The 13,810-nt window shown below is 28.2% G+C and carries 11 protein-coding genes and 1 tRNA gene; 6 read left to right on the top strand and 6 right to left on the bottom strand.

Going from position 1 to position 13,810, the window contains the following annotated elements; translation table 11 throughout:
- The first annotated feature begins 92 nt into the window (after positions 1-92).
- Both PXD04_RS12790 and PXD04_RS12785 read left to right on the top strand, forming a co-directional pair.
- Entirely contained in the window at positions 93-503 is a 411-nt protein-coding gene (locus PXD04_RS12790) for a DUF120 domain-containing protein (RefSeq protein WP_323737259.1), read from the top strand.
- 125 nt (positions 504-628) lie between these two features.
- Entirely contained in the window at positions 629-1,054 is a 426-nt protein-coding gene (locus tag PXD04_RS12785; RefSeq protein ID WP_323737258.1) for a hypothetical protein, read from the top strand.
- Positions 1,055-1,086: 32 nt separating this feature from the next.
- Here PXD04_RS12785 and PXD04_RS12780 read toward each other — a convergent pair whose 3' ends face one another.
- The 4 genes from PXD04_RS12780 to PXD04_RS12765 all read right to left on the bottom strand — a co-directional run bounded on the left by PXD04_RS12780 (position 1,087) and on the right by PXD04_RS12765 (position 6,665).
- On the bottom strand, positions 1,087-2,589 hold the full coding sequence (locus PXD04_RS12780; protein WP_323737257.1) for an AAA family ATPase: 1,503 nt from the start codon (positions 2,587-2,589) through the stop codon (positions 1,087-1,089).
- Between the two features lie 118 nt (positions 2,590-2,707).
- Positions 2,708-2,779 (bottom strand) — tRNA-Arg (locus PXD04_RS12775).
- 98 nt (positions 2,780-2,877) lie between these two features.
- On the bottom strand, positions 2,878-5,739 hold the full coding sequence (leuS, locus tag PXD04_RS12770; RefSeq protein WP_323737256.1) for a leucine--tRNA ligase: 2,862 nt from the start codon (positions 5,737-5,739) through the stop codon (positions 2,878-2,880).
- A 131-nt stretch (positions 5,740-5,870) separates the two neighbouring features.
- Positions 5,871-6,665 carry an NAD+ synthase gene (locus tag PXD04_RS12765; protein WP_323737255.1) on the bottom strand — a complete coding sequence of 265 codons (795 nt, stop codon included), beginning with the start codon at positions 6,663-6,665 and terminating at the stop codon, positions 5,871-5,873.
- Positions 6,666-6,898: 233 nt separating this feature from the next.
- On the opposite strand from PXD04_RS12765, the gene PXD04_RS12760 reads away from it, so the two are divergent.
- The 3 genes from PXD04_RS12760 to PXD04_RS12750 all read left to right on the top strand — a co-directional run bounded on the left by PXD04_RS12760 (position 6,899) and on the right by PXD04_RS12750 (position 9,902).
- Complete coding sequence (locus PXD04_RS12760; RefSeq protein WP_323736961.1) at positions 6,899-8,215, top strand: hypothetical protein; 1,317 nt, start codon at positions 6,899-6,901, stop codon at positions 8,213-8,215.
- A 136-nt stretch (positions 8,216-8,351) separates the two neighbouring features.
- Positions 8,352-9,335 carry an arsenical pump-driving ATPase GET3 gene (locus PXD04_RS12755; RefSeq protein ID WP_323737254.1) on the top strand — a complete coding sequence of 328 codons (984 nt, stop codon included), beginning with the start codon at positions 8,352-8,354 and terminating at the stop codon, positions 9,333-9,335.
- Positions 9,336-9,692: 357 nt separating this feature from the next.
- A complete protein-coding gene (locus PXD04_RS12750) occupies positions 9,693-9,902 on the top strand; it encodes a histone family protein (RefSeq protein ID WP_323737253.1) in 210 nt (69 codons plus the stop codon).
- A 63-nt stretch (positions 9,903-9,965) separates the two neighbouring features.
- Here the strand turns inward: PXD04_RS12750 and PXD04_RS12745 are convergent, their stop codons facing one another.
- Positions 9,966-11,036 carry a hypothetical protein gene (locus tag PXD04_RS12745; RefSeq protein ID WP_323737252.1) on the bottom strand — a complete coding sequence of 357 codons (1,071 nt, stop codon included), beginning with the start codon at positions 11,034-11,036 and terminating at the stop codon, positions 9,966-9,968.
- Entirely contained in the window at positions 11,033-12,133 is a 1,101-nt protein-coding gene (locus PXD04_RS12740) for an oligosaccharide repeat unit polymerase family protein (RefSeq protein WP_323737251.1), read from the bottom strand. Before PXD04_RS12740 ends, PXD04_RS12745 begins: the two co-directional genes overlap by 4 nt.
- Positions 12,134-12,244: 111 nt before the next feature.
- On the opposite strand from PXD04_RS12740, the gene PXD04_RS12735 reads away from it, so the two are divergent.
- Positions 12,245-13,810 (top strand): flippase, encoded by a 1,566-nt coding sequence (locus PXD04_RS12735; RefSeq protein ID WP_323737250.1) that lies wholly within the window; start codon positions 12,245-12,247, stop codon positions 13,808-13,810.

The following is a 13,810-nucleotide window of genomic DNA, read 5'->3' as shown; positions in this document are numbered from 1 at the left end:
TGATAAACTATAAGTAATTATATTTATGTTTCTTAAAATATATATTATATTTAAAGTTAGTTTAAAAAAAATACTTGATGGGAATGGTGTCAATGATAAATTTTGAAGGTAAAGTTACTTCAGGATTAGGAAAAGCTGGAAACTTCATGCAAAAAGATACATACAAAAAACAATACAAGAATAAGTTAGGTTTTGAACCATATCCTGGAACATTAAATATTAAATTAAATAAAGATATCGAAATAAACTTAAAAGAAGAATACAACAATGAATTAAAAATAATTGAAGGTGATGAAAACTTAGGGGATGTTTATTTTTTAAAAGCAAGAATATCCGATTTAAAAAAAATTTCCAGTAAAAAAGGGGCAATTTTATTTCCAACAAAAACCGTGCATAAATTTAACACAATTGAATTTATTGCAGATGAAAAATTAAGAGATACGATGGAATTAAAAGATAATTCAAAAGTAAATATAACAATAAATGAAAATTATGAAAAATAATATTAAATAGAAATAATAAAAATATTTTTAATAAATAAGTTAATTACTATTGATAAAAAATTAATAAACAATTAATAGCATTAACAGGACATTCGAACATTAAACCGTATTCCGGGAGGGATACAATGACTGACGATTATGAACTAGTTACACATACTATTGTGACTAAATCAATGTTAAGAAAAATTGGAGAAAATCAATACTTAAAAATCGTACCACCCGAAAAGATTATAGAAATATCAACAATAGAACAGACAAAAATTACTGAACCAATTGTTCAGACTGATGAAATAATCATCAATGCTTATCCAAAAGAAGTAAAATTATTCAAAAACCAGAATCAGGACACCAAATATGAAACTAAATGGGAAACCATCACTGGTGAGATTTTTGACATACCTTCTTCTAATGTGAAAACTATATACTCATTATTACAAGCAAAAGGATTAATAGTAGTTGACAACATCTTAAACTTGTCTAATATTTTAGGTATGGTAATAAAACAAGGCAGTTTAGAGAAAAAAATCGAAACTATAAAAGAAGAAATATAAAAAAAAGAATTTAACAAAATTCTTTTATAATACTATTTTTTATAAATATCCACAATTTCTTCAAATGTTAAATAATTCCTAAATTTAGGAATTTCAGCTAATTCTACAAATTTCATTACATCCAAATCTTTATTTACAACATCAATTGCTGCTTTTGTGAAATTTTCTAGTTGTAAATAATCTTCAGGCACCCTGCCCTTATTTTCAACTTTAGCCTTAGAAATACTCCATATATTGTTTTTACTTATTCCAGATTTATTTGATAAAAAATCAGAGACATGGCTTACTATTTTATCATCATAAGTACGGTTAAGAATTATTCCTTTAGTATTTACATCCATTTTTTTAAGAAGATTAATGTGTGCTTCAATATCTATAGCTGCTGTTTCTATACCACCTTTACTTACACTAGAGACCATTATAACTGGTATATTTCCAGCATATGCTATTTCTGCAGTTGAATAAGGAACTTTTTCATTTAGTAAACCTGTGGCAGCACTCATTACCCCTTCAATTAAAACTAAATCATAACCTTTTCCTTTAACATGTTCTATGATTTGATCTAAAGGCATCCATCCTATATCGCCAATTTTTATAGAAGCCCACTCTTCTAGTTTTTCTTTATTGACATATAATGAAGGAGATAAATCTCTTATATCCGGTCCTACTTTTATAACATAAGTGTGTATGCCTCTTTGACGTAGCGCTCCTACAATTCCACTTGATAAAAATGTTTTACCTGATTCTGATCCAGTTCCCATTAACATTATCATAGGTGGTACTTCTGGATGAGCTTTTTTAGGAACATAATTATTACCTGTGTTGATAGCTATTTCATTAAATACTTTTTCATGAAGTTTTTTATTTCGAGCTTTTATGTCATCATATTGATTTGCTGCATCAATATATTCTAATATGTTATTTACTATTGCAGGATTATCATCAAGTAGTCCGTGTACTGTTGTTCCAAGGATATTTCCTTTTTTGTTTGTTACTCCTGAAAGCACTCTTTTTGGTTGGTGTCTGTAATTAGCTCTTTGGATATCAGAATATATTACATTTTTATCGTTTGATTCTATTTGTCCGTATGTATGACAGTGAAAACCTGTGACTGTTGTGTTTTTAAGATTTTTTGTGAATAATGTTGTGTCATCAACTATTTCTGCATTTACTTTATTAGTATTTATTAGTGGTTCAAATGTTACATCAAGTAATCCTAATCCTTCTCTTATGATTGGTACTGGAGAATTTCTTCCCACGTTTACTTCTTTAGATAGTATTTGAAAACCGGCACACATTCCTAGAATAAAACCGTCATTATCATTAATTAAGTTAATTTCTTCTGTTAATTCAGGAGTTAATGTTTCTGATTCAACTATTGTTCCTCCAGGAATTATTAAACCATCTAATTCTTCATGAGCTTTTTTTCCGTTTTCTATTGTTCCATCTGATTTTACTACATTTGTAGGTAAATGTCCAAAATGTTCATATAATGTTAAAACACCATCCACTTCTAATATTCCAATGTTTACCATAGTATACCTCAATAATGTTATTCTTTAGTACTAATTATATAAACAATACTATAAAGAAGTATTTAAAAGAAATTTTATTCTGATTAAAAAATAGTATAAAAAAATAATATAAAAATAGTGCCCTGACGGGGATTTGAACCCCGGTAAAGGGATCCGCAGTCCCTCGTGATATCCGCTACACTACCAAGGCATTTTAAAACAAATTTATAAAATACTAATTATATATTTCTAGGTTCTCAATATTATATTTTTCGATGAAAAAAAAATTGTTTAAATAAGGAAAAATCCTTATTCTAAATATATTGCTGGCTTATATGGTGTTGCATTTTGTGCTTTATTCTGTGGATCATATGTTGGATCTGAATAAACTTCTATTTTAGCGTTTATTTCACTTTCTAAGTAATTTTTAGCATCATTTATTACTGCTACTTCATCTATTTTTCCAACATAATTGATTTTGTTAAATGATTTTCCTGCTTTTGTTGCAAATTTAGATAATTCCTTCTTGTTATCATGTAAGTTTGCTTTCATGGATCTGCCAATTATTTCACCAATGTTTGGTTTTCCAACTTCTTGTGCTATTTCATATACATCATATTTCCAGTCAGGTGCTGTGTATAAATGTACTGTTTCAGGAGTTGACTTTGTGATTTTAATGATTTCCTTAATATCTTTAGCTAAGTCTTGAATCATTTCTTCGCTTTTTTCAATTTTATCATCAATTACTGAATCATCTTTTACAGGCCATGCGATTGAAGACATGAATATTTCATCATCATTATATTTATCCCATATTTCTTCTGTAGTATATGGTACAAATGGTGATAATAATCTTATCCAAGTGTTAACTATATATTTTAAGGTTTCTTTTTCTTCAGATTCTATTAATGTTATTCTGTTTAAGTAATAATCAACATCTTTTCTGAATAGGAATAAACTTGCTTGTAATGCTTTTCTTGTTTGGAATCCTTCAAGTGCTTCAGTTGCAATACCTATTTTCTGATTTATTTGACTAATTATCCATTTATTCAAGGATTTAGTGACTGTTGGTACTTTATTATCTAAGGATAATTTTAATGGTTCACAAATTAATGATTCTATTTTTTCAGGGAATTCTTGAATCAATTCTAATCTTCTTTTTATACCATTTACTTCTTTTTCTCTCCAGTCAAAGTCTTGCCATGGTTCTGCGGATGACATTAAGAATAGTCTTACGGTATCTGCACCATATTTATCTATTGCTTCACTTAATAATATTACATTACCTTTAGATGAAGACATTTTTTGTCCTTCAAGTAATCCCATTCCAAATACTGTTATTCCTTTAGGCCAACATTCTTTAGGAAAAATTGCTGCGTGATGGAACATATGGAATGATAAATGATTTCCAACTAAATCTTTAGCAGATAATCTCCAATTTAATGGATACCAATAATTGAATTCTTTTTGTATTTGTTCTGTTAATTCAGGTGAAATTTTATTTATTGATCCGTCATTTGCACCATCTTGATTTAAAAATACTTTGTTAAAGAATGCATCATTTAAATCTTCTGGTTTTATATCTTTCATATATTTTGCAATAGTATAATAGGACATGTAAATTGTTGAATCAGTTAATGGTTCTATTAACCATTTTTCATCCCATGGCATGTGTGTTCCTAAACCTAATCTTCGTGAACATGCCCAATCTTCTAGCCAGTCAAGATAATATTCGAAGTTAGATTTTAATTCATTTGGAACTACTTCTAGTTGATCGAGACATTCATATGCTTTTTTAGTCCATTCTTCATCAGAATATTTTACAAACCATTGGTCGTCTAACTCTTTTACAACACATTTTGCTCCACAACGACATATGACTGGTTTTTCGGCAAACTCATATAATTTATCTGCTATGTTTTCATTGATTAATTTTTCAATTACATCATTTCTTACATCTGCAACACGTTTTCCTTCAAATTCACCTGTATTTTCATTCATTATTCCTTTTGCATGTTCTGTTTTATATGCTTCATTTGTTGCATCTTTTAGTTTTGCATCATCTTGACTTTGTACATTAAACTGTTTTATAAAGTCACGTGCAGGGAATTCTGAATATCCTTTCAGATTTACTAAGCTTATTAATTGGATGTTGTCTATTTGTTCTTGTAAATTATATTCATCAATTAATTCTTGATTATTTTTAATATCTTCTAATGCTATGTAATCTGCAGGTGCATGTGCCGGAACAGAAAATACTACTCCTGTTGCATAATCAGGATTTACGAATGATGCTGGGAATATTGGTAATAAATCCCCTGTGATAGGATTTGTTACTGATTTTCCTATGTATTCTTTAGGATTTACATCTTCTATAATTTCCATTGATTCTTTTTGGTGGATGATATTTCCATATGCTTCTTTACTGATTATCCATGTTTCATCATTATATTTGACTTTTACATATTCTTCATCAGGATTTAACCAGAAGTTTGTTGCTCCATATAATGTTTCTGGTCTGAATGTTGCTGCAACTAGGAAATCTTCTCCACAAGGGAATTTGATTAAAGTTAATTCATTTATTCCCACACCTTCTCCTTCAAGTAAATCATGATCTCCTACTGGATTTTCATCAGATGGACAATATTTAACTGGGTGTGATCCTTTTCTTATTAAGTCTTTGTCTTTAAGTTGTCTTATTTGCCATCTGACAAATTGTTGATAATGTGGATCTATTGTTCTGAATTCTCTTCTCCAATCTATGGAATATCCCATATGAGTCATGTCTTCATGATATTCTGAACTAAAATATTTTACTATATACTCTGGATCTATAAATTTTTTTAATTCATCGTCAGGTACTTGGTGCACATTTTTGTATATGTCTAAAGTCCATGGATCTTTTCTTTCAATTCTTTTTGCTATTCCTACTACTGGTGCTCCTGTTACGTGCCATGCCATAGGGAATAAAACGTTGAATCCTTGCATTCTCTTAAATCTTGCATAAACATCTGGAACTGTGTATGTTCTACCATGTCCTACGTGCATTGCTCCACTTGGATAAGGGAATGCTACTGTTACATACATTTTTTTTCTGTCATCAGGATTTGATTCAAATAATTTTTCTTCCTGCCATTTCTTTTGCCATTTCTTTTCTAATTCAGAAACCATATATTGAACTCCATTTTTATTCGTTGATTATAATGAAAATAATAATTGTTTATAATATTAATATTTATATCAATAACAATATTTTAATTTATCATTATTTTTTTAATAAAAAAAGAAAGGCTTTGTGAAGGTTATTTTTTGAGTATGGGTGCGGGTTTTCTTTTATGTTCTGAATTATTGTATAAGTTGACAATACGTTCTACTTCTGATTGTTCTATATTTAATTTTTTAGATATGTTTTGAATAGATTCCATTTTGTCAAGATACAAATACAATAATCTGTCAATTATTGGATATGTCATTCCTAATTCTTTTTCATCAGTTTGATTTGGTAATAATCCGGCTGTTGGTGGTTTTGTTATAATTTGTTTAGGGATTTGTAATGCTTCAGCTACTAGTTTTACTTCTTCTTTATATAAGTCACCAATAGGTGACAAATCCACACCACCATCACCATATTTTGTAAAATATCCTACACTTAGTTCTGTTTTGTTTCCTGTGCCAACAACCAATGAATTGTAAATGGTAGCATAATAATATAATATACTCATTCTTAAGCGTGGCTTAATATTTGAAGATGCTAATTTGGTGTTTTTTTGAGGTAATTTTTTGTTATTACATAGTTTTAATAAGTTTGAATGAAAATCTTCTATGGATAATATTTCTCCAGGAATATTAAGTTTTTCTTTAACTAATATTGCATCATTTAAGTCTTGTTCGGATGTAGTTTCTGATGGAAGAATATATGCATGTACTTTAGATGAGCCTAATGCTTTAACTGATAAATATGCTACCACGGCTGAATCAATTCCACCACTTAAACCAAGTACTATGCCATCACATTTAGCATTTTCTACTGTTTGTTTTATAAAACCACAAGCATTATCAATAAAAATGTCTGGGTTAAACTTTGGTAAATCAATCATTTTTTCGTTTTCCTTTAGTAATTAAAGATAATTATTTGTTTAATATGTATTAAAATTATGGATGTAGTCAGAATGTGTGGTGATGAATTTTCAGTTACTTTTTAGCAAAAAAGTAATACTTTTTTAATTCTTTTTAAATGTTAATTTTTACTAGTTTTATTCGCCCCTTGGGGCGTGTTTTAAAAAATAAGCGATAATAAAGTTTTTATAGTAAAAAGGAGAGATATTATATTATGAAAGTACAAAATAACTCTCCTATTATTAATTATGTTGGTCATCAACTTAAACTTGACGGTTTTTTTAGTGAACCATTGGTTGATGTTATTAGAAAAGATAATACTGATGATGAATGTGTAAATTTATTATCTGTTGATTGTAAAGATTTGATTGTAGATTATTTGGATAATTATTTTGATGATGATCTTCCAGTTTCCTGTGCTGAGGATTATGTGAAATCTAAGCTATCTCGGATTGCGGATAATTTGAAAGTTTTTGAAACTAAAGATGGTGTTGTTTTTACTCAATTTAGGAGTTATTGTCCTCATTGTGGTTCTAAACATGTTGTTGAAGATGGTTATTATCCTAAAAAGCTTGTTTTAAATGTTTTTGGTAATGTTGATGCTCGTATTAAACGTTATGAATGTCGTAATTGTGGTAAAGGTTTTTCTGCAGATATTAGCAGTGTAGTTGATAGAAAATTCAGTGTTTCCAAGCGTATTATGAAGATAATACAGAATTATTATGCTATTTGTGGTACTCCCGTTCGTAGAATACAGGAGATCATGAAAAGAATACATAATGTATGCGTATCTTATCAGGAAGTACAGGACATTATAGTCGATTATATTATTAAATATGAGTCTAATTTGGAAACTTATTCTGGATATTATGTGTTTGATAGTTTATGGGTTAAAATAGATGAAATTAGTGATAATTATGTTTATTTCTTTGCATTATTTGATGTACATCATAGAACATTGGTGGATTATAAAATAGTTGAAGAAGAAAATAGTACGGAAGTTTATAATTTCTTACGAAATGCTACTCTTAATCAACCCCGTAAAGCAATTACAACTGACTTACATATTGCTTATCGAAAACCAATACAAGATTTAGGATTCAAACACCAATTTTGTGAATTCCACACCAAACAAAACATCAACAAATACTTATATAATCATGTAAAAGAGAACAATATCTCAAAAAAGACTCATAAGGAATATAAAAAATATTTAGAAGAAATTTATCAAATTTATGAATCAAACAATAGATTTGAAGTTTTAGATATATTGGATAATCTCTCTGGTAGGCGTGAAGAGTTTCCGGATGTTATTAATGAGATTATTGATAAAAAGATTCGTCCTTATTCTCGTTATTTAACTATGTTTCTTGAAGATAGTTTTATTGAACGTACTAGTAATTGGATTGAACGTATTTTTGGTGATTTAGCACCTAAATCTTTAAAAAATAAATTTAAAACATTACGAGGATTTTTATCTAGACTAAATTTGAAGCTTAAAAGATGGGATTCTCGAAACGCAATTTTATGATGGAAAAGGTAACTTCACCACACATTTTGACAACACCAAATTATGCTAATTAAAAAAGTTTAATTGATTAAAATGATATATTAATTATATATTGAAAATTTAAAGAAATGATACAATTTATAATTGGAGGAATAGAATGGCATTTACTGATTTAGTTAAATTTAATAAAAAAAGTACAACATTTATTTTTATTGGAGGCAAAGGTGGTGTTGGTAAAACTACTGTTTCTGCAGCGACAGCGCTTTGGTGTGCACGAATGAACAAAAAAACTTTAATCATTTCTACTGATCCTGCCCATTCCTTAGGAGATTCTTTTGATAGAATTATAAAGCACGTTGCAACACCTATTACTCAAAATTTAGAAGCTATTGAAATTGATCCGGATAAAGCTATGGAAGAATATAAAGATAAAATGAACCAACAACAGAAGTATAATGATGCTTTAAGCATGTTTTCTGATCAGTTAGATGTTATGAGTTCTTCACCAGGTATTGATGAAGTAGCAGCTTTTGAAAAATTTATGGAATATATGACTAGTGATGAATATGATGTTGTAATTTTTGATACTGCTCCTACTGGACATACCTTAAGGTTACTTTCTTTCCCTGAGATGATGGATTCATGGATGGGAAAATTAATTAAAACTAAAACACAATTGGGTCAAATGGCGAACAAGTTAAAAAATATTATTCCGTTTATGGGTTCTGATGAAGAAAATCAAGCAGAAATGGAAGAATTAAACAAGACAAAAGAACAAATCTTAAAAGCTAGAGATGTATTAAGTGATCCTTCAAGAACTTCATTTAAAACCGTGCTTATTCCTGAAGAAATGTCAATTATTGAATCAAGTAGGGCAATGGATGCATTACATAAATATGATATGAATACTGATGGAATTATAGTTAATAAGATACAGCCGGATAATAATCATTGCGAATTTTGTAAAGCTAGAAGAGAGATTCAGGAAAAACGTTTAAATACTATTGAAGAAACATTTGAAGGACAAATTATTGCAAGAATTCCTTTACAAGCTCATGAAGTTCGTGGTATTGATCAGTTATATGAAATTTGTGATTTATTATATGGTTCTGATCCAAGTAATGGTCCTATTGCATTATAATTCACCCCCCCCCCTGCTATTTTTTTTATTTAATATTAAATTATTAATAATTAATCTGATTTTAAAGAATTATATGAAAATTATTTTTTAAGATATTGCTTCAATAAGTTTTAATAGAACCATACAAATATTTATTTAAAAATATTGCATAAATTAGCATAAAATAAATAAGTTATATGTTAAAAATAGGACATAAATCCGTTTTATTTTAATAAAAATGATTAAGAATAAAAAATTGAAACAAAAAATACTTTTAAAATAAAAAATAAAATTATTTTAAAAAATAAGGAAAATAAAGGATACATTTATATAATAATAAAACATTATATAAAAATATATAAATGGAGGTGAACCTAAATGTCAGAGATACCTGTAGCTCCAGTAGGAAGATTAATAAAAAATGCTGGTGCAGAAAGAGTAAGTGATGATGCAAAAGTTGAACTAACAAAAGTACTTGAAGAAATAGGTACTGAAATTTCAGAAGATGCCATAAAAATAGCAAAACATGCAGGAAGAAAAACTGTAAAGGCATCAGACATAGCTGTAGTATCAAAACTAAAATTTTAACCATATTAAAACACCAAAAGATTAATCTTTTGGTAGTTTTTACTTAAAAAATAAAAGAAAATGTTATCTATACTTTTTCCTCTGATTCCAAATCAATTTTAAACTTTTTCTACCACCACATGTTTGGTCAAACATATCCATATCCCTTGTTAATTCCGCAATTTTATTACTTGCTTTAATTCCATTTTTAACCAAACGAGACCCATGTGGTTTTCTCATACGATTTACTGCATACTCCATATCATAAACAGTAATAACATCAATACCTAATGATTGTGCTAATTCATTACTAGCATGTTCTGTATGAAAACCCAGCAATTTTACGGAAGGTACAGATAATGCTCCCACTTCTATAGTTACGCCCATACCAGCACAATATATTACTCCTTGTGATGCATTCATAAGACTTATTAGATCAACATAACCATCAAGAATATACACACCTTTTCGTGTTACAAATTGTGCAATAGATTTAGCTTCAAATCTATAAGGAACTATTAAAATAATTTTATCCAATTTTTGTACTTCTTGAATAATATAAGGAATATCTGTGCTTCTTGTATCTCCACCTAAAAATAAAACATAAAAATCGTTTATCCCATAATGTTTATAAATATCTTCAGGTTCCATTATAGGCACTCTGCTAACATATTCTGCTTGAGGATATCCTTTAATATTTACTGTATTAATAATATCATACATTTTTTTTAATGATTTTTTAGCATGAGTATTTGGTACTGTTATTAAATCAGCGTATGCAATCATTTCAATAGGATTATATATATCCTGTTCAATATGAATTTTAGGTATATTTAATTTTTTAGCTGCTGAAATTCCTTTACGTACATCTCCTGCATTACCACATGTTAAAACTAAGTCCAAATTCCTATTTTTTAATGCATTGTATGTGTGAATAGTATCTTGTAAAACTAATCGCCCTATAGTGAAATTACTTCTTTTTTTAGTGGTATTACGTCTTCCTTGACCTATATTAACAATTTCATAACTATAAGGTTCTAATAGTTTTTCAACCCCATCTCCATGAGTTAAAGACAATACTTCTGAATCTAATTTTTCAATAACAGGAATTAATGTTTTTGCTGGTGCTGTCTCTGCTACGATAGCTATGTTCACTTATTTCCCCCCTTTTTAATTTTTACAAAATATCCTATGATAATTAAAGATATTAAGAAGAATAATAAAACCACTAAATCTGTTGGACCTGTTTCAATCCATATTAATACATGTGCGAATAACATTGCATATAATGCTACAAATATGTTTCCTACTGATCTTTGAATGATATATATTAAATTCATAACAAAACCTAATAATACCATCTGTAATAACATTGCATATAATCCAAAGTCCAATAATGCTGGACCAAAAATCATAGATGTTGTTGAATGTGCATAACCTAATGTTGTGGAACCAACTATCACCCTTGGATCGGTAGATTTGAAAAAGCCTGTTAATGTATTATATAATAATGTACCGTTAGTACTTCCCTGTAAACCTACTGCATGATCTAATACTTGTAATGTATAACCTGCCCTATAGAATAATAATTCTAATGGATTTAATGTCCAATTTTGCCATTCTATAGATTTAACGGCAACATAACCTACTATTAATAACAATACAAAAATACCTATTCCAGCTAATATTAAATAGGTTCTAGGTATTTCTTTGGTATAATATACGGTTATCAATATACTTATTACAATTGCCATTACTGTTGTTCTATATCCTGTCAAAGTAAATAATAACAATCCCACCAAGAATAATAGGTAATACTTTTTGTTATCATATTTTGCTATTAATAGATTTATTGATGGTAAGAATATTAAATAGGACAATAACCAAATTCTTGTAGCAGCATGTGCTTTTAAATAACCACTGAATAAAGGTATTCCACCTAAATACAATAAATTTATTATTTGTAAAACTATACCTGTTACCACAAGAAATAGAACCGTTTTCTCTGAAAATATTGTATCAATTTTATTTTTATCTATTGTAAATTCTTTATTTTTTAAAAAATATTTACATACATAATAACCTACTAAATAAAATATGATACCTAATGCTATTATGAAAATTGTGTTAATATTTACTCCAATTAACTCTTTTAACTGATAATGAAACGCTATTTCTGAAAAGATTAGATAAACTATAACCAATATAACAAATACTACTGGTGAAAATAAATCAAACTTTTTGTAATTCATAAAAATCTACCATAAAATAGTTAATTAGCTTTAAATATATACTAAACTATATAATTATATATTTATAAACTGATATAAACATTTTATTTAATTTTAAGATGGAATATACATATGAATAACATGACAAATAAAGTTCTTAAAAATAGTTTTATACTACTAATAGGAAATCTTCTATTCCGTGTTGGAGGGTACATTAACCGATTGCTGATGAGCAGAATGTTAGGTCCTGAAGGATATGGATTATATGGATTAACATTGCCTTTTCAGGGAATTTTTCAAATATTATCTGCAGGAGGATTACCCCCAGCAATTTCAAAATATGTTGCAGAGTATAATGCTAAAGATCAAAAAGCTTTAACTAGACAAGTTATTTTAACTGCAACGAAATTTATGGTGTTAATGGCTATATTATTAAGTATTGTCTTGTTATTTTCATCAGATTTTATTGCAAATAACATATTTCATAAACCATTAGTTGTTTGGCCTTTAAGAGCTGTTAGTTTAATAACCCCGTTTAGTGTGGTTGTTGGTGCTATGAGAGGAGCTTTTCAAGGTGTTTATAGAAATGAATATACTGTATATAATAGAATGGCAGAACAAATAGCAACTATAATTTTTGCATGTGTATTTGTTTATTGTGGATTATATGCTATGGGTGCTGTATTAGGTGGTGCATTTGGTTTTATAGTTTCTGCAATTACGGCAGTTTTTCTATATAAAAAATATATTAGTCCCATGTTTGCTTCAGAAGATTCTTTGAATTTGAGTGTGAGAGAAGAAATTAATCTACTATGGATGTTGATTAAATTTGCTGTGCCTGTAGCAATAACTGCATTATCTGAAATGGCTATTTATGATGTTGGAACTTTAGTTATTGGTGTTTTAATGTTATCTACTGATGTAGGATATTATAATGCTGCTGATCCGATTTCAAGAATTCCTTTAGTTATTTCATTATCTGTGGCAACAGTATTATTGCCTGCTACTGCTGAGGCGTATGCTTTAAACGATCAGAAAATGTTACAAGAGTATGTTGTTGATTGTTTACGATATAGTATTTTAACTGTGCTTCCTTTATGTGTATTGATTAGTGTTTTTAGCACTCCTTTAATTACTTTGCTTTTTGGAAGTGTTTATGTTAATGGTTCTGGTGTTTTAAGTATTTTAGTATTGGGAATGTCGTTTTATAGTATTTATATGATTTGTAGCAGTATATTACAGGGTATTGGTCATCCAAGGTTACCCATGTATATATTGTTAATGGGAACTATTGTTAATGTGGTTTTAAATACTGTTTTAGTATATTTATTAGGAATTATTGGAGCCGCTATAGGAACTACTATTACAACATGTATATTGATGATTATCATTATGTATTTTGTTATTGAAAATACCAACATATCCATCCCATGGTCAAATATTTTTATGATTATATCATCAAATATTATTTTAATGGTAGTTTCATTAATAATTCCGAAGACAATTATTGGTTCTATAATAGGATTTATCTTAGGAGGTATAATTTACCTCATTGCATTGGTAAGGTTGAAAGTATTGACAAAAAGAGATATAAACTTCTTTACATCATATTTAAACAAAATATCCTTTTTACAGAAATATACACAAAAAGTAGTTAAATATATTGAAAATAAAGATTTAATATATAAATTAGAATAA

Origin of the sequence: Methanosphaera sp. ISO3-F5 (assembly GCF_034480035.2) — an archaeon.
Lineage (GTDB): Archaea > Methanobacteriota > Methanobacteria > Methanobacteriales > Methanobacteriaceae > Methanosphaera.
This window is presented reverse-complemented; position numbering and strand designations above follow the sequence as displayed.